Annotated in this window: 18 protein-coding genes; 16 read left to right on the top strand and 2 right to left on the bottom strand. The window is 44.1% G+C overall.

Going from position 1 to position 17,676, the window contains the following annotated elements; all coding sequences use genetic code 11:
• Window positions 1–61 precede the first annotated feature (61 nt).
• Window positions 62–682: a DsbA family protein gene (locus tag LPKJCM_RS03840; RefSeq protein ID WP_057963054.1), complete on the bottom strand. Its 621-nt coding sequence runs from the start codon at window positions 680–682 to the stop codon at window positions 62–64.
• A 214-nt stretch (window positions 683–896) separates the two neighbouring features.
• Here LPKJCM_RS03840 and yjbM point away from each other — a divergent pair, with 214 nt between their 5' ends.
• From yjbM to LPKJCM_RS03810, 6 genes are all read left to right on the top strand, one after another.
• Window positions 897–1,550, top strand: a complete 654-nt coding sequence (gene yjbM / locus LPKJCM_RS03835) for a GTP diphosphokinase (protein ID WP_057963053.1) — start codon at window positions 897–899, stop codon at window positions 1,548–1,550.
• Window positions 1,528–2,340 (top strand): NAD kinase, encoded by an 813-nt coding sequence (locus tag LPKJCM_RS03830; RefSeq protein WP_057963052.1) that lies wholly within the window; start codon window positions 1,528–1,530, stop codon window positions 2,338–2,340. Before yjbM ends, LPKJCM_RS03830 begins: the two co-directional genes overlap by 23 nt.
• The gene (locus LPKJCM_RS03825; RefSeq protein ID WP_057963051.1) at window positions 2,333–3,223 is read left to right on the top strand and encodes an RluA family pseudouridine synthase; all 891 of its coding nucleotides are present in this window, start codon (window positions 2,333–2,335) and stop codon (window positions 3,221–3,223) included. The genes LPKJCM_RS03830 and LPKJCM_RS03825 overlap by 8 nt, the downstream gene beginning before the upstream one ends.
• A gap of 103 nt (window positions 3,224–3,326) precedes the next feature.
• On the top strand, window positions 3,327–4,175 hold the full coding sequence (locus tag LPKJCM_RS03820; RefSeq protein WP_057963050.1) for a methyltransferase domain-containing protein: 849 nt from the start codon (window positions 3,327–3,329) through the stop codon (window positions 4,173–4,175).
• 17 nt (window positions 4,176–4,192) lie between these two features.
• Window positions 4,193–4,705 carry a tRNA (cytidine(34)-2'-O)-methyltransferase gene (locus tag LPKJCM_RS03815; protein ID WP_057963049.1) on the top strand — a complete coding sequence of 171 codons (513 nt, stop codon included), beginning with the start codon at window positions 4,193–4,195 and terminating at the stop codon, window positions 4,703–4,705.
• 35 nt (window positions 4,706–4,740) lie between these two features.
• Window positions 4,741–7,068: an FtsK/SpoIIIE family DNA translocase gene (locus LPKJCM_RS03810; RefSeq protein WP_057963048.1), complete on the top strand. Its 2,328-nt coding sequence runs from the start codon at window positions 4,741–4,743 to the stop codon at window positions 7,066–7,068.
• A 67-nt stretch (window positions 7,069–7,135) separates the two neighbouring features.
• Here the strand turns inward: LPKJCM_RS03810 and LPKJCM_RS03805 are convergent, their stop codons facing one another.
• Complete coding sequence (locus LPKJCM_RS03805) at window positions 7,136–7,258, bottom strand: DUF4044 domain-containing protein (RefSeq protein ID WP_223602653.1); 123 nt, start codon at window positions 7,256–7,258, stop codon at window positions 7,136–7,138.
• Between the two features lie 83 nt (window positions 7,259–7,341).
• On the opposite strand from LPKJCM_RS03805, the gene LPKJCM_RS03800 reads away from it, so the two are divergent.
• From LPKJCM_RS03800 to ftsA, 10 genes are all read left to right on the top strand, one after another.
• Entirely contained in the window at window positions 7,342–7,725 is a 384-nt protein-coding gene (locus LPKJCM_RS03800) for a DUF3397 domain-containing protein (protein WP_057963047.1), read from the top strand.
• A gap of 237 nt (window positions 7,726–7,962) precedes the next feature.
• Complete coding sequence (mraZ, locus tag LPKJCM_RS03795) at window positions 7,963–8,388, top strand: division/cell wall cluster transcriptional repressor MraZ (RefSeq protein ID WP_057963046.1); 426 nt, start codon at window positions 7,963–7,965, stop codon at window positions 8,386–8,388.
• A gap of 34 nt (window positions 8,389–8,422) precedes the next feature.
• A complete protein-coding gene (gene rsmH / locus LPKJCM_RS03790) occupies window positions 8,423–9,370 on the top strand; it encodes a 16S rRNA (cytosine(1402)-N(4))-methyltransferase RsmH (RefSeq protein WP_057963045.1) in 948 nt (315 codons plus the stop codon).
• Between the two features lie 22 nt (window positions 9,371–9,392).
• On the top strand, window positions 9,393–9,767 hold the full coding sequence (gene ftsL, locus LPKJCM_RS03785; RefSeq protein ID WP_057963044.1) for a cell division protein FtsL: 375 nt from the start codon (window positions 9,393–9,395) through the stop codon (window positions 9,765–9,767).
• Window positions 9,764–11,923, top strand: coding sequence for a penicillin-binding transpeptidase domain-containing protein (locus tag LPKJCM_RS03780; RefSeq protein WP_057963043.1), 2,160 nt, complete (start codon window positions 9,764–9,766; stop codon window positions 11,921–11,923). Before ftsL ends, LPKJCM_RS03780 begins: the two co-directional genes overlap by 4 nt.
• A gap of 22 nt (window positions 11,924–11,945) precedes the next feature.
• Window positions 11,946–12,905 (top strand): phospho-N-acetylmuramoyl-pentapeptide-transferase, encoded by a 960-nt coding sequence (mraY, locus tag LPKJCM_RS03775; RefSeq protein ID WP_057963067.1) that lies wholly within the window; start codon window positions 11,946–11,948, stop codon window positions 12,903–12,905.
• Between the two features lie 72 nt (window positions 12,906–12,977).
• Window positions 12,978–14,357 carry a UDP-N-acetylmuramoyl-L-alanine--D-glutamate ligase gene (gene murD, locus LPKJCM_RS03770; protein WP_057963042.1) on the top strand — a complete coding sequence of 460 codons (1,380 nt, stop codon included), beginning with the start codon at window positions 12,978–12,980 and terminating at the stop codon, window positions 14,355–14,357.
• Window positions 14,357–15,448 (top strand): undecaprenyldiphospho-muramoylpentapeptide beta-N-acetylglucosaminyltransferase, encoded by a 1,092-nt coding sequence (gene murG, locus LPKJCM_RS03765; protein WP_057963041.1) that lies wholly within the window; start codon window positions 14,357–14,359, stop codon window positions 15,446–15,448. The genes murD and murG overlap by 1 nt, the downstream gene beginning before the upstream one ends.
• 25 nt (window positions 15,449–15,473) lie before the next feature.
• Complete coding sequence (locus tag LPKJCM_RS03760; protein WP_057963040.1) at window positions 15,474–16,256, top strand: cell division protein FtsQ/DivIB; 783 nt, start codon at window positions 15,474–15,476, stop codon at window positions 16,254–16,256.
• Window positions 16,257–16,344: 88 nt separating this feature from the next.
• Window positions 16,345–17,649 (top strand): cell division protein FtsA, encoded by a 1,305-nt coding sequence (ftsA, locus tag LPKJCM_RS03755; RefSeq protein ID WP_174659006.1) that lies wholly within the window; start codon window positions 16,345–16,347, stop codon window positions 17,647–17,649.
• Window positions 17,650–17,676 lie beyond the last annotated feature (27 nt).

Genomic DNA, 17,676 nt, shown 5'->3' with positions numbered 1-17,676 from the left:
TTCTCGTTAAACTCTGGGATCTAAACGCCTATTATCCCAGTCTTATTTTTGCGTGGTTAGATTAATTGAATCGCAAGTTTGATTTGGAATACGGAATGGTGGTTGGTTTCTTCGAAGCTTGCTCGAAGTGAGCAGCTGACCCCAAACTCTTGGCACAAAAGCCAAAGAGAGAATTATAATCAAAACTCTTAATGCGAATGCCACTGTCGGCAACGGCAGAATTAAACAGTACAGTGGTTGATGGATCACTGACTTGCATTTCGTGGACAACCCGTTGATCGCAGCGAAACATTTTTTCAGCTAAAGCAGAGCGGCGGTCTTCCATGAACATCTCAACATCCAAGCCATTTCGTTCAGCAAGCTTTACGATTAGTTGATCAGAGTACGGAACAGAATTAATCAGAAGTTCTTTTTGCAGATCCATTAAGAAGCGTCGGCCAAACTTCTTTCCCTGGAATGAAGCTGCCTTAAAGTCCAAAATGACATCGTAGGGCAGATTGTGATCGAGATGAGCGAACTGCTCGTTTTTCATAAAGTCGTGCAATATTTTGATGTTAAGCAGCGAAACAAAGCGCACACTAATTTGTTTGTTTAATTTTTGTGAAATCCGTTCAATCGTTTTTTCGGCGTCATAACAATGTCGATTAAGTGGATCAACGAATAAATAAATCTCAAGTACCATTATTGCCCCTCCATGTGTAACCGACAACAAAATTAATATACTAATTATTTTCTCCATTAAGAATAACAAATTTTCACGTAAAAACAACAATTTTGCCTGAAGTGTGTATGATTGATTGGGAAAGATTGTTGGATATGGTAAAATTAAGTCTGATTGAATTTTGCCTTAAAGCAATAGAGCGTTCATTTGAGCGCAACAGATTGGAAGTGTTAGCTTGGTTGAAAATTGGGATGACTTTTTAGTTCCTTACAAACAAGCTGTTGATGAATTAAAAGTAAAATTACGGGGAATCAGATCACAATTTTTAAAAATCGATGGTCGAAGCCCGATTGAGTTTGTGACCGGTCGGGTAAAACCCGTTGACAGTATTAAAGAAAAAATGGTCAGAAGACACATCTCTGAAGATCGACTCGAAGAAGACATGGAAGATATTGCCGGTTTGCGGATCATGTGTCAGTTCGTTGAAGATATCTATCAAGTTGTGGACTTGCTTCGCAAGCGAACTGATATTAATATTCTTGAAGAACGAGATTACGTCCACAACAAGAAACCCAGCGGATATAGATCTTACCACATAATCTTCGAATACCCTGTTCAGATGCTTGACGGCGAAAAAGTCATTTTGGCCGAAATTCAGGTTAGAACTTTGGCGATGAATTTCTGGGCCACGGTTGAGCATTCACTCAACTATAAGTACCAAGGGGAATTCCCCGATGATTTGAAGGGGCGATTGGAACGGTCAGCTGAAGCGGCCTTTCATTTGGATGAGGAAATGTCAGAAATTCGTGATGAACTCCAAGAAACGAATAAGCATGAGCCAGGCAAAGATGTGAGGAAGTCGTCTGATGAAGATAGCCATTTACAGTAATCTTGGTGAGTCGTCAAACATTGTGGCGACCTCATTAAAGAAAAAAATTGAAGAATCGCCCGACTTAAGCATCGATGGCTTAAATCCCGAAATTGTGATTTCTGTCGGAGGTGACGGGACCCTGCTGTCCGCATTTCACCATTACCAAGACATAAGTGATCGGATCCGATTGGTCGGGATTCACACCGGCCACCTTGGATTCTACACAGATTGGCGGGACTACGAAGTCTCTGAACTGGTTGACAGCCTGGAACACGACAATGGACAAAGTGTCACATACCCGCTGTTGGATATCCGGGTCAATTACGTGAGCGGCGGCCCAGCCGATTATGGTTTGGCGCTCAACGAATCGACTCTGAAGCAGATTAGCGGTTCAATGGTCGCCGACGTCTACATCAAGGACACACTCTTTGAAAGCTTTCGTGGCGACGGTCTTTGTGTCTCAACACCTAGTGGATCCACCGCCTATAACAAATCAGTTGGCGGCGCAATTATTAATCCAACCCTCAATGCGATTCAAATCGCCGAGATTTCTTCAATTAATAACCGGGTCTTTCGTACGCTGGGATCACCCTTGATCATTTCGCCAGATGAGTGGGTTAAAATTGTTCCGAAGAGTTCTAACCGGACAATTTTAACTTGTGACCACCAAATTATTTCTAATGAAGCTGTTGCCTCTGTGGAGTACCGAATTTCCAAACGCCGAATTTCTTTTGCCCAGTACCGACACACTCAATTTTGGCGGCGGGTAAGCAATTCGTTCATTGGTAAGGTTAATCTCGATGACTGAGTTTACGTGGAAATATACAGGCCAAGCACCAATTAAAGTCCGGACGTTTATTATGAGCTATGGGATTACCCGGACGCTGTTGAAAAAAATTAAATATCACGGTGGTCAGACCTTGGTGAATGGTGAGGCGGCCTTGGTCAATCGAAAGCTTCAAACCGGTGACACAGTCAAGGTGGTCTTGCCGCCGGAACCGGAAAATGATCATGTGAGTGTGTCTAACGTTCCAATTGAAATTGTCCATGAAGATGACAACTTTTTGGTGGTTAATAAACCGTACGGAGTGGCCTCTGTGCCGGCTCATAACCATGTTGATTCATTGGTTAACCGGGTCAAGGGTTACTATCAGCGGCAGGGCTATGCCAATCAAAAAATTCACATTGTTACGCGACTGGACAAAGACACCAGTGGATTGGTGATTTTTGCCAAACATCACTTCGCCCATTCAGTCCTTGATAAACAACTGAAGGATCGAACAATTCAAAAGACGTACCTGGCGATTGTCGCCGGACGAATTTCAACATCACATTTTGAAATTTATCTGCCAATTGGCAGGGCTAATGATTCATTTGTGAAACGACAAGTCATTGAGTCAGGTAAAATGTCAGTGACCGAAGCGTGGCCGGTTTGTCGGCTGGCAAAGCAGACCTTGCTAAGGGTTCGGCTGCACACGGGTCGAACCCATCAGATTCGGGTTCACATGGCTGCTGTGGGTCATCCTTTAATTGGAGATTGGTTGTACAATCAAGACGACCATTCGATGACTCGCCAGGCACTCCACTGTGCCGAGTTGACCTTTTATGACCCGTTTGCCGGCCGAAGTCTTCATTGCCAAGCAGCACTACCTGAAGACATGCAGTGGTACCTCAATTTGCATAAACTTTGATCCGCCAGTAAGCTTCCAGCAAAATGGGTTTGAGAATTTTGATTGGGAAGCTTTTTTGGTTGGCGGCTGTGATATAATGAACTGCGTTTGTGGAGGATTTTAAGTGAAAAAGATTGAATTTGGCAGAAAATTTGTGACGGAGAATTTATCCTTATTTCGTTGCCCCATTTGTCAGCAACCCTTTGATGACGTGGTGGGTTATAGTTTGAGGTGTCCCGAACGCCACGCCTTTGACCTCTCCAAAAAGGGGACGTTGTTTTTCCTCACCAAGCAGGCCAACAACGAATATGACAAATCGATGCTGCAGGCCCGCCACAAGATTTTACAAGCAGGGTTATTTGATCCGATTGTCGATGCCATTTCAACCTATTTGGGCCCGGATCCAGAAAGGATTTTGGATGTGGGTTGTGGAGAGGGCACCCCGTTAGCACGTTTATTGACCCTTCGAGGGGGAAAAGATACTGCAATTGGCTTTGACATTTCCAAAGATGGAATTAATCTGGCGACCCAACAGCCTACGGGGGCCTTTTTCTGTGTGGCTGATCTGGCTCGACTACCATTTAATGACAACACAATTTCGACCATCATCGATTTGTTTTCACCATCCGCATATGATGAATTCAACCGGGTGGCACAGGCGGGCGGCCGACTGATTAAGATTATTCCTAACAGCGGCTACCTGCATGAACTGCGAGTTGCTTTATTTGGGACTGGCCAAAAAAATAGTGCGTACTCAAACGAAAAATTTTTTGACCTATTCATGACTCATTATCCAAATGCCAGTATTCATAAGCTTACATATGACTTTTTAGTTCCGAAGGGGATGCAGCAGGATCTTTTGACGATGACGCCGCTTCACTGGGGGAGGGGTCGACAGGAAAACGCCCTTCAGCTGGTCGACGCAATTAAAACCATCACCGTCGACGTTTCTGTGATGGTTGCAGATTTTTAAGATATTTGGAGGAAATCATGACTAATCATATCGTATTATTTGAACCGTTAATGCCCGCAAATACCGGCAACATCGCGCGGACCTGTGCGGGAACCGACACTGTTCTTGATTTAATTGAACCGCTTGGATTTAGTATTGATGATAAACATCTAAAGCGGGCGGGGCTTGATTACTGGGATAAAGTTCAAATTAACTACCACCAGAACCTGCCTGAATTTTTGAAGTCAGTCAAAGACCCCAAGAACCTATTTCTAGTTTCCAAATTTGCCAATCAAGATTACACCGATCCCGATTATTCAGCTCCTGATCAAGATTATTATTTGTTATTTGGTAAGGAGACGACCGGGCTACCAGAACCGTTTATGCGGCAAAACCCTGAAAAGGCCATTCGAATTCCGCAGGATGACGACAATATCCGGGCACTGAATCTGTCTAACACTTGTGCGATTGTGATTTATGAAGTGTTGAGACAACAAAACTTTAACCATTTGGAACGAACACATCAATATGAACATGATAAGCTGAAGTAATCGATAGCCATTCTTAGGGAAAGGGGGAGTAGACAGTGAAAACCAAGCGGACCAGAAGCAAATCGATTAAGAAACGTGGCCGTCCGACAAAGACGACCAAGAAGCCTAGCAACCAGTCAAGCTTTCTTCAAAAGTATGCCATCAATTTGATTGGCGGCGTGGTTGCCATCCTGGCTTTATTGGGGTTGTTCCAAGCGGGGATTGTCGGTACGCTCATGATTAACATTGCCAAACTGTTTGTCGGCAGCCTTTTCCCGGTCTTTCTTTTGGTGGGCATTGTTGTCGGCATCTTCCTGGCGGGCTTTTCCAGACTGCCAAAGATTCCGGCTAGGTATGGCTGGGGGACGGTTCTCATTTTGTTGGGCCTTCTCCTTTGGCTGACCTTAATTGAATACCTCCAAGCTGCTCAGCCGGTTGATTTTATCAATTTTAACTGGCAGAAGCTGGTTGATGATGTTGCTTCGTCTAATAGTGATTCCAACATCGGCGGCGGTATTTTGGCGACGATTATTTTCTATCTGGCCCACGTGTTATTTGGCAAGATTGGAACGGGGATTGTTGCCAGTTTGATCATCCTCATTGGTGGCTTTATCCTGTTTGATATTTCGTTTGCCAAACTATTTACCGGTCTTCGGGCATGTCTGATGTTTGTTAAAGCTCGGATTGCAGCGGTCAGGCAGCATACCGCCCAAAAGCAGACTAAAAAGCCGAATAAGCAACCTTCATCGTCAGCGACCATTAGTCACCCACAATCCGTTGAACACCCTAAGAGTGATGATTCTGAGCCAAATAAGCTGTCAGCATCCGCAATCACAATTTCTGGGATGCCAGTCACTGATGAGGCTAAGCAGCCAGTCAAAACGCCCACAAAACCGGCGACTCCTAAGAAAGCTGAAGAGCCTGATACTTCTTCGGAGGTTAATTTGGTTGATGTCAAAGAAGACGATGCTTATCGGCTGCCAACGACCGACTTGCTGACTCAAATTCCCCAGGATGATCAGTCAGGTGAGTTGCAGTCAATCGATCATAACGCTCAGGTGCTTCAAAAAACTTTGGACAGCTTTGGGGTTAAGGCCGAGATTAAACACGTCAGTTTGGGCCCATCAGTCACTAAATACGAGCTGCACCCAGATATTGGCGTTAAGGTCAGTCGGATCGTAAACCTGGCAGATGACATTGCATTAGCCTTGGCAGCCAAGGACATTCGGATTGAAGCTCCCATTCCAGGTAAATCCTTGATTGGGATTGAAGTCCCTAACCGAAAGATTGCCACCGTTTCCTTCCGGGACGTTGTTGAGCATCAGCCAGATAATCACGGCCACGTTCTCCAAGTTCCGCTTGGAAAGGACGTTAATGGCAATGTAATTACTGCTGATCTGACCAAGATGCCGCATTTATTGATTGCCGGCTCAACGGGAAGTGGTAAATCAGTTGCCATTAATGGCATTATTACGAGTATTTTGCTTCATGCCAAACCCAGCCAGGTTAAATTAATGCTGATTGACCCCAAAAAAGTTGAGCTGGGTGTTTATAATGGGATCCCCCATCTATTGAGTCCGGTGGTTTCCGAACCCAAGAAAGCCGCCAGGGCACTACAAAAGGTGGTGTCTGAGATGGAGAACCGTTATGAACTGTTTGCCAAATTTGGTCAGCGAAAGATTAGCACTTATAACGACTTTGTGGCAAAAAATAATCGTGAAAATGACACGAAGATTCAGCCAATGCCTTACATTGTGGTGATCGTCGACGAATTAGCTGACCTGATGATGACGGTCTCAAACGATGTTGAAGCAGCAATCATTCGGCTGGCACAAATGGGACGGGCGGCTGGCATCCACATGATTCTAGCAACCCAACGACCATCCGTTGATGTCATTACTGGATTGATTAAGGCCAACGTTCCGTCAAGAATTGCCTTTGCCGTATCGAGTGGGATTGATTCTCGCACGATTATCGATACCAACGGTGCTGAAAAATTGCTTGGTCGGGGCGATATGCTGTTCTTGCCAATTGATTCCAACACACCAATTCGGGTTCAGGGTGCCTTTATTCCTGACAAGGATGTCTCCAGAGTCGTCAAGTTCATTACCGATCAGCAATCAGCCGATTACGATGAATCGATGATGGTCAGCGATGAAGAAATCAAAGAAGAAGATCAAGAAGATTCTGAGGACGATTTATTCAATGATGCCCTGGACTTCGTGGTCGATCAGCAAAAGGCCAGCACGTCACTTCTTCAACGTCACTTCCGGATTGGTTATAATCGCGCCGCCAGGTTGATTGATGACTTGGAGAAACGCGGTTACATCGGCCCCCAAGATGGCAGTCGGCCACGGCAGGTATACAAACAAAAGCAAAAATAGGGTTAACCACAAAAAAAGGCCGGGACAAAAGCTTTCACTTTTGTTCCAACCTCTTGAGAGCGTTTGGTTATAAGAATGTCATGATTGCTGAAATGACCAATGAGCTAATCGTCGCAATGATCATAATCCAAACGAATACCAATGTAATTTTCTGAAATCTTGTTCTCTTTTTACGCGCCAATGTTTGCACCACTTTCTCTTGTATTCCATACACAGTTTAACTATCATTATCGTTCAATGCAATATGTTTTGTCAAAATCAGGAGGGTCACTCATGCATATTTCTCCTTGGATGACTGACACGGTGACCTTTGTAACTCAATTTGTAATTCTGTTTGCAGTTGCCGGGTTTTTAGTTATTTTAAGAAAAAACCAATTTTTCAGATCGAGGGTGCCGATTAAACCACTCGATTTTTGGCCGCCAATTTTGCTGTACTTCATTCATGAGATTAGCAAAAACGGCTTATCAGGATCGTTTATTCCTGAAGTGGTTATCGTTTGGCTGGGGTTAACGTTGATTGTACTGATCTGGCAGATCTTTGCCAATCCTCATTTAACCTACTTGAAATTTTTTATTACTTTTTGGCGGTTTAGTGATTTGTTTTTATTCGGTTGTTGGATCGTCGTGGGGATTTATGTCATTTTTGAATCTATTTAAATTATCAACTATTCATTGGATCAAAGCAGATTTTTTCATGCTTTGGTCCTTTTTTTGTGATAAAGGGTCTAAATCCCCCACCATTTGATAATGACTGTCATATTAGGATTTAGCGGATCCGCAATCAATCTTAAAAACGGTTTATAATAAAAAAGTGACAAATTTTGAGGAGGCGTGGTTGATAGTGGTGGATTGTGGTAGAATGTGAATGTAAACTGAAATTGGGGTGATGACGACATGTTCATGGGTGAATATCAACACAACATTGATACCAAAGGACGGATCATCATCCCCGCTAAGTTTCGTCAGGATTTGGGCGACAAACTGGTTGTCACCCGAGGAATGGATGGATGTCTATTCGGATATCCGATGAGTGAGTGGGAAAAGGTTGAGCAAAAAATCGATACCTTGCCCGTGAATAAAAAAGATGCTCGTTACTTCACGAGATTCTTTTTCTCCGCTGCTGTTGAATGTGAATTTGACAAGCAGGGGCGCATTAATATCCCCAGCACTTTAAGGGATTATGCAAAGATCGAGAAAAAATGTGTCGTGGTCGGTGTTTCAAACCGTTTCGAAATTTGGAGCGACGATCGCTGGAACGACTTTAGTAATGATGCAGAACAGAACTTTAATGAGATTGCTGAAAATATGATCGATTTTTAATGTAACAAGGCATTTAGGAAACGGGGGTGATCGAATGTCTGAATTTAAGCATGTGACTGTACTCTTGAACGAGGCGGTCAAGGGGTTGAACATTAATCCTGAAGGTACATATGTCGATGCAACGCTAGGCGGTGGGGGACACACCACCAAAATTCTTGGACAATTAACCAGTGGTCATATTTATTCTTTTGATCAGGATGACGAGGCCATTGCCTATAATCAGCAGCAACTGTCTGAATTTATTGAAGACGGCAAACTAACCTTGATTCATGATAACTTCCGCAATTTAAAAGCAGCACTCCAAGACGTCGATGTTTCAGGAATTGACGGTATTGTTTATGATCTAGGGGTTTCTTCACCTCAATTTGATGAAGCTGGTCGCGGATTCAGCTACCGCTTTGATGCCCGCCTTGACATGCGGATGGATCAGGATAATCCACTCGATGCATGGAAAATTGTGAATGAATGGCCTTATGAAAAATTGGTGCGAATCTTCTATCGATATGGTGAAGAGAAGTTTGCCAAATCAATTGCCCGGCGCATCGAAACCGTTCGTCGAGAACATCCGATTGATACCACTAACGATTTGGTTGAAGTGATTAAGGAAGGCATCCCGGCAGCCGCTAGACGCCATGGTGGTCACCCGGCCAAAAAAGTATTTCAAGCGGTCCGTATTGCCGTCAACGATGAATTGTCTGCTCTGGAGGATTCACTGGAACAAGCTTTGGACCTGCTAAAGGTCAATGGCAGAATCAGCGTGATTACTTTCCAATCCTTGGAAGATCGCTTGGTTAAAACGATGTTCAAAGAAAAGACATCGCTGCCGGACCTACCGCCCAATTTACCCATTATCCCCGAAGGCATTAAACCAAAATTTAAGCCTATTACCCGAAAGCCAATTGTTCCAACCGAAGCTGAGTTAGAAGAGAATCATCGTTCACATAGTGCAAAGTTGAGAATAATTGAACGAATCAAAAACTAAAATAAAGGAAGAGTACATAATTATGGCGCAAAATAATTTAGCTCGTAACCTAACCGATCAACCGCAACCATACGTTTCCAGGCCTGATCAGGCCCAAGTGAAACGGGTGAGCATTTCTAAAGCCCTCAAACTTTCATCCTTTGAAAAGCTGTTAATTGTGTGTGGTAGCGCGGTCTTAACTGTGTTAATGTTAGTAGTTGTATCATCAAAAATTGCGTTGTCGAATTCACAACACGAACTCCAGCATCTGGACAACCAAATTGTGACGGTTCGTACCAGTAATACTAATTTAAAGCAACAGATCGGTGAGCTTCAAAGCAGCACCCGTCTGGATAAAATTGCCCACAAGAGCGGCATGTCACTCTTAAACGCAAATATAAGGAATGTTACTAAATGAAAGATTCATCTGATCGTTCCGCAGACAAACTTAATGCTCGAAAAAGCCGGAAAATTGTTGGAATAAGTTTGTTCCTTGCATTTTTCCTGCTTTTTGCATTTTTAGGTAGTCGTTTACTTGTCATTGCGGTTGGAAAAAATGTTAAAAACGTCAATTTAAATGACCGTGCTGAAAAACTTTATACCCAAACTCAGACCCTCAAAGCCAAACGAGGATCTATTTATGATGCGAACGGCAACCCGATTGCTGAAGATACCAGTACATATTCGTTGTATGCTGTTTTGGATAAGCGGCAGAAGGGCCTGAATGGCAAACCACTCTACGTTGTGAATAAGGAAAAGACCGCGAAAGTTCTGGCCAAGTATTTACCGATCACCGAAAAAAGGGCTTTGAAGACCCTATCTCCCAAGGATAAGCAACCGTTCCAAGTGGAATTTGGCAGTGCTGGGACTAACATTTCCTTATTGACTAAGAAAAAAATTGAAGCAGCTAAACTGCCTGGAATTGATTTTGTTCAAAAACAGGCCCGACTGTATCCAAATGGTGTCTTTTCTTCCAATTTAATTGGGGTTGCGGTTTCTGAAACCAACAAGAAAACCGGTACTGCCAACCTGGTCGGCCAAATGGGGATTGAGAAGGCTTTCAATAAAACACTGGCTGGCCAAAATGGCTTTAAAAATGCTCAATACGATGTTTATGGGTACAAGCTTCCTGGTAAACGGCAAAAAGAAAAACCCGCTAAAAACGGTCATAACATCTACACCACTATCGATTCACGGATTCAAACCTTGTTGGAGAGTGAAATGAACTCGGTTCAGTCACAAGTTCATCCGGCCGGCATGAATGCCGTCTTAATGGACGCCAAAACCGGAAAAATCGTTGCCGCTTCTCAACGGCCAACTTTTAATGCCGCAACCTTGAAAGGGATCGGCTCGGCGTGGACCAACACATTGTCCTCTGATATGTACGAGCCCGGGTCAACAATGAAGGTCTTTACACTTTCATCGGCGATTAATTCCGGCCATTATAATGGGACTGATACTTACGAGTCAGGCCGTTATTCAATTGACGGCAAGATCGTTCCCGATTGGAATCCTGGTGGATGGGGATACATTACTTATAACAAAGGATTTGCGTTGTCCAGTAACGTTGCCATGGCACATTTGGAACAGCAGATGGGTCCCACGACTTGGAAAAAATACATTAAGCGTTTTGGCTTTTTAAAGAGCACCAATAGTGGTCTGCCTGGTGAACTAACCGGCCGAATTCAGTTCAATTACCCAATTGAACAGGCTGATACGTCCTTTGGCCAAGGAATTGAAGTGACCACTTTGCAAATGATGCAGGCTTTATCTGCAGTCTCAAATAATGGTACAATGATGAAGCCGTACTTTATTTCTAAGATCATAAATTCGGCCAATAATAAGACGATTAAAAAATACGGCAAGAAGGTTGTTGGTCACCCCATTAGTGCAGCAACAGCCAAAGCCGTCAGAAAACACATGCAGGACGTTGTCTACAAGCCTTATGGGATTGGGGCCGACTACAAAATTAAGGGTTACCGAGTCGCCGCAAAGACTGGGACAGCTCAGGTCAGCAACGGGATGGGCGGTTACGCATCCGGCGATGATAGTTATCTGTATTCTGTTGCCGGTATGGTGCCAGCCAATAATCCACGCTACGTGATGTTTATCACGATGAAGCAGCCCAAACTGACTGGAACCAAGACGGCGACACAATTATTGGCCGAAATTTTCAAACCAGTGATTACCCGTGCGCTGCAGAATTCTAACGCCAAGCAGGCAACTGTTAAGCGGCAGGTACCTAGTGTGGTCTATCAGACAACGACGGATGCCAAACGAATTATGAATGAGAAAGGTTTTGACGTGGTCACAATTGGATCCGGCGATTCAATTCTCAAACAATCACCAGGCGTTGGAACGACTCAAGCCGAACAAAAGCGGGTATTTTTACTGACCAATAAGGGCTGGAAAATGCCACGGATCATTGGCTGGAGCAAGGATGATGTTGAAAAACTCTGCTCATTGACCGGTTTGAAGCTCGAATCTACTGGAAGCGGCTATGCTGACAGTCAAAGCATCAACTTTGAAAAGTCAATTGACACGGGCGATGTGTTAAAAGTAAATTTTGAATAATGAAGGATGGTAAATGGCGACTATGGGTAATTGGTTAACACCTCTATTAGGTACATTTTTGATAACGGCAGTCTTAATGCCAAGTTTGATCAAATATTTTCGGAGTCGGCATGAAGGTCAGATGATTCGAGAAGAGGGGCCTTCATGGCACGAAAAGAAATCCGGTACGCCAACGATGGGAGGCATCCTGTTTATCGTCGCTATTGTCCTGGTGGATTTGGCGTTTAGCTGGCTGAGGGGATTGCTGAACCCGACGCTGTTGATTTTGCTATTTGTGCTGGTGACGTACGGCTTGCTCGGAATGTGGGATGACAGTATTAAGTTGTTTCGGCGCCAGAACGAAGGACTAAAGGCCTGGCAAAAGTTGCTGGGGCAAATTGTGGCTGCCGTGATCTTTTCTGTGGTATACATACACGAAGGCTTCCCAATGGCGATTAAGATTCCCTTTGGTGGCGACCTTCGACTGGGCTATTGGTACATTTTGTTCGTTGTCTTTTGGCTGGTTGGCTTCTCCAATGCCGTTAATTTGACTGACGGGCTGGATGGATTGGTTGCCGGACTCGGGACAATCTCTTTTGCCGCTTATGGGATCGTTGCCATGGTTCAACAGCAGGTAGAAGTTGCAGTGTTCTGCTTTTCGGTGGTCGGCGGTTTGTTGGCATTCTTCATTTTCAACCATAAGCCTGCCAAGATCTTCATGGGAGATATGGGTTCACTGGCACTCGGCGGGGCACTGGCTGCCGTTTCAGTGCTGGTTCACCATGAGTTCTCCTTGTTAGTGATTGGGATTATCTATGTTTGTGAGACCGCCAGCGTGATCATCCAGGTTGGTTCTTTCAAACTAACCGGTAAACGGGTCTTCAAGATGACCCCGATTCACCACCACTTTGAAATGAGCGGCTGGTCTGAATGGAAGATTGATATCATTTTCTGGCTGATTGCCCTTGCGGCGTCTGCCGTAAGTGTGATGACGATTATTTAGAGGTTGGGACAAAACGGTTGGTTTTGTATCCAACCTATTTGACTATTCACATGACAAAAACGAGGGAATAAAATGAAAAAAATTGATGATTATAATCATAAGAAAGTATTAGTTTTAGGTGCTGGTAAAAGCGGAACTCACGCTGCTGAGCTCTTAAAGGAACTTGGGGCGACGGTTGTCCTAAGCGATTCCAAACCAAGTTCTGAATTGCCTGAAGTTGCTGAACTCCAAGATAATGGCATTCAAACCATTACTGGTAAACAGGACCCAGCCATTTTGGATGATGGCTTCGATATGATGGTCAAAAATCCGGGGATTCCTTATGACAATGCGGTTGTTGCCGCTGCGGTCGATCATCATTTGCCAATTATGACGGAAGTTGAGCTGGCCTCACAGATCACGGACGCGGAAATTATTGGGGTAACTGGCAGTAACGGTAAGACAACGACAGTTACCATGATTACTGAAATACTTAATCAGGAACGCGCCAAAGGGCATGCATACGCAGCTGGTAACATTGGTATTTCGGCCACTGAAACTGCTAAAAAGGCAACTGCTGACGATACGATCGTGATGGAACTTTCCAGTTTTATGCTGTTGGGAATTAAAACCCTGCATCCACATGTTGCAGTATTGACCAATATTTTCTCAAACCATTTGGATTATCATAAAACCCGTGAAAATTATGTGAATGCCAAGATGCGGATCACGATGAATCAAACACCCGATGATTTCTTCGTGGTTAACTTCGATTCTGATGAGTGGCGGGATTTGAGCAAGCGCAGTGCTGCAAAAGTCGTTCCGTTTGCCAGAACAACTGAGATTGATAAAGGGGCCTATGAAAAGAATGGCAAGCTGTATTATAACGACGAGTTCATTATGAACGCCGAAGACATCAAGGTTCCAGGCAAACAAAACGTTGAAAATGCTTTGGCGGCAATTGCCTGCGCAAAAGTCCTCGGTAAATCCAATCTTGCAATCACCAACGTCTTGGAGGCCTTCACAGGTGTTCGCCACAGACTTCAGTTTGTTCTTGAAGCCAATGGCCGCAAATTCTATAACGATTCTAAGGCGACCGACATTGAGGCCACTCAGATGGCGCTTGAAGGCTTTGATAAGCCAGTGGTATTACTGGCTGGTGGGCTGGACCGGGGTTATACGTTTGACAAATTAATTCCGCAATTCAAGGAACATGTTAAGGCAGCCGTCCTGTTTGGCGAGACGGCCGATCTTTTGGAAGATTCCTTGAAGAAGGCAGGCATTCAAAACATTTCGAAAGTTGATAATTTGGATGAAGCCGTTCCCACTGCGTACTCCTTCAGTGACGAAGGTGACATTGTCCTGCTCTCACCTGCAAATGCCAGCTGGGATCAGTTCAAAACTTTCGAAGAGCGTGGTGATCGCTACATCGCGGATGTTGAGAAGTTGACGAATAAGCAGGAGGAACACTAATGCGTTTAATCATTTCTGGTGGTGGTACCGGCGGGCACATTTATCCGGCGCTGGCAATTATCGAAGATTTACTCAAACAGGAACCGGACTCGAAAGTTCTCTACGTGGGGTCCAAACGCGGACTGGAAAGTTCAATCGTTCCACAACAGGGAATTGAATTTGTTGCTTTGGAGATCCAGGGCTTTAAGCGGTCACTCTCGCTTGAAAACTTTAAAACCGTTGCGCTATTTTTAAAGAGCGTCCATGAGTCGAAAAAGATTATTCGAGATTTCAAACCCGACGTGGTCATTGGAACCGGTGGTTATGTCTCCGGTGCCGTGGTTTACGCAGCCGCTAAAGCCCACATTCCAACCATGATCCATGAACAGAATAGTGCCGTTGGGCTAACCAATAAGTTTTTGAGTCATTACGTTGACAAGATTGCGATTGGCTTCCACGAGGCTGCCAGCCAATTTCCAAAAGAAAAGGTTGTCTTTGCGGGTAATCCACGCGCTCAGCAGGTCGCCAATATGAAGCCTACTTTCAAGTGGTCAGATATTGGCCTACAGGATAATGAACCGACCGTCCTGATTTTTGGTGGCAGTCAAGGTGCCCCTGCCATTAATAAGGCCGTGATTGGAGCTGTCAACGAGTTTAATAAACGTCAGTATCAAGTTGTTTTTGTCACCGGCCAAAGGCGATATCAAAACGTTTTGAACCTGCTTGATAAGACGCGGATCAGCAGTAACATCAAGATTTTGCCGTACATAAACAACATGCCGCAAGTCTTACCGAAGGTTTCACTCATCGTTGGTCGATCAGGTGCAACGAGTATCGCTGAAATTACGGCACTGGGCATTCCATCCGTTTTGATACCGAGTCCTTACGTTACTGCGGATCACCAAACGAAGAACACGATGAGTTTGGTCAACCGCGGAGCCGCATTGATGATCAAGCAAGAAGAGTTGAATCCTAAAAGTTTGTTAAAGGCAGTCGATCAATTGATGCACGATTCAGCGGCACGTGAGAAAATGGCAGAGAATTCAAAGCAGTTGGGAGTCACTGACTCTGCTGACGAGATTTTGAATTTAGCCAGAACGCTTATCAAGTAGTTCGACTAACGGGGGGGAGAGTCGTTTGGGAACACAAGACCAAAACGGGAAGAATCACGAAGGACTGTTTCGCGATTTTCAAAATAGAAACGTTAAAAAAATGTGGCCGCTGGTGATCCTGATTACCGTCATCCTGTTGGTCATGATCTTTATGATTTCATCCTATAGTCGGGTGCAAAAAGTCACAGTTTTTGGCAATGAAATTGTCAGCGATCAACAGATTAAGGCTTATTCACCCGTGAAGAAGGGAACGTCGCTTTTTGCGGTTTGGGGAAAGACGGACAAATTGGCAAAATCACTTAAATTGCGTAGCATGCGAATGCAATCAGTTCAGATGAAATTGGTCAACTTCAATCAGGTGAAAATCAAGGTTGAGGAATATCCAACGATCGGTTATCTTTTTGTTCACGGTGGCTATCAGCCGATTTTAAAGAGCGGCGTGATCATTAAGGGCAAAGTATTAAATCCCAAGGCTGGTTTTCCGGTTCTAAAGAAATTTCAGAACCCTAAAAAGCTGCGACGCACCATTAAGCAGTACCGGCGGATCAGTCCGCCTGTGCGCGCGGTCATGAATACGATCAGTTTTTCACCGACCAAGAGTAACCCCGATCGGATATTTATTCAGATGAGTGATGGCAACAAAGTCTATGCGTCTATTAGTACCTTTGGCGATAAGATGGACTACTATCCAAGCATTAGTTCGAAGCTAAAAGTCAAGAGTGTCATCAATCTGGAAGTTGGGGCGTATTCATACCCAATTTCCAAAAAACAGACTTCAACAAAAACGACTACAATGCAAGGCTATTAGAGCTAATTAATCTTTTTCGATGTTTATGATTGTGTTAAACTTATGTTATGTTCAGAAAATATTCTAGATGTGGAGGTTCCTTACATATATGGATAATTCGGGTTTATATGTGGGACTTGATATAGGAACTACCTCAATAAAAGTGATTGTTGCAGAAAAAGTAAAAGGGCAATTGAACGTTATTGGTGTGGGGAATCAGCCTTCAAATGGATTGAGCCGTGGTGTGATCGTCGATATTGACCAAGCCGCAGACGCAATTCGAAGTGCTGTGAATCAAGCTCAAGAAAAAGCAAGTATTGAGATTAAAGACGTGATTGTAAGTGTTCCGGCGAACATGTTACGGATTGAACCATGCAATGGATTAATTACTTTGGATGATCAGTCACGTGAAATAACTGAGGAAGATGTCCGAAACGTTGCCGCATCCGCACTCGGAACCAGTTTGCCACAAGAACGAGAGATAATTGACATCCAACCGGAAGAATTCATCGTTGATGGATTTGACGGCATCAAAGACCCTCGGGGGATGGTCGGCGTTCGTCTAGAAATGCGCGGTAAGTTAATTACCGGTTCAAAAGGGATTATGCACAACTTGCAAAAAGCCGTGAATAAAGCTGGTTTGAACATCATTTCGACTGTGTTAACGCCATTGGCCGAAAGCCATGTCGTTTTAAATGACGGTGAACAGGACTTTGGAACGATTATTGTGGATCTGGGCGGCGGACAAACTACCGCATCCGTCATTCATGATCATCAATTAAAATACGCCACAACTGATCCTGAGGGTGGCACCTTTATTACCAAAGATATTTCAATTGTTTTAAATACATCAATGGAAAATGCTGAAAAAATTAAACGTGATTATGGTTATGCCGACTCCTTACAAGCATCGGCAGATAATGAATTTCCAGTTGAGGTAGTTGGTCAATCAGAACCAACGTATATCGACGAACGTTATCTCGCTGAAGTCATCGAAGCACGGTTAAGCCAGATTTTTGATCGAATTAAGGATCGTTTGAATCAAATTCAAGCACTTGATTTACCAGGTGGAATTGTTTTGACTGGCGGTGTGGCTGCACTTCCAGGAATTGCCGAATTAGCCGCTGACCAATTCAACACTAATGTCAGGGTCTATATTCCTGATCAGATGGGATTAAGACATCCGTCGTTTACAGCCGCACTTTCACTGGTATCGTATTTTGCCGACTTGGCAGATGTGGATATGATTGTTCGATCGGCCGTTGGTGCGACATTAACCAAGGCACCTAAACTTAGTCAACCAGAACAAGTCAAACCTGCTGTTGCTGGTAAGTCTAAAAAGGCCAAGAAACCGACACAGAAGAAAAAACGCGGTGAAGGAATCAAGAACTTCTTTAGTGATTTCTTTGATTAAGCGCACAAACGGAGGGAAAAGACAATT

This window comes from Lentilactobacillus parakefiri, from assembly GCF_002157585.1.
Lineage (GTDB): Bacteria > Bacillota > Bacilli > Lactobacillales > Lactobacillaceae > Lentilactobacillus > Lentilactobacillus parakefiri.
Note: the sequence above shows the minus strand (reverse complement) of the source record. Positions and strands in the feature narration are given on the sequence as shown.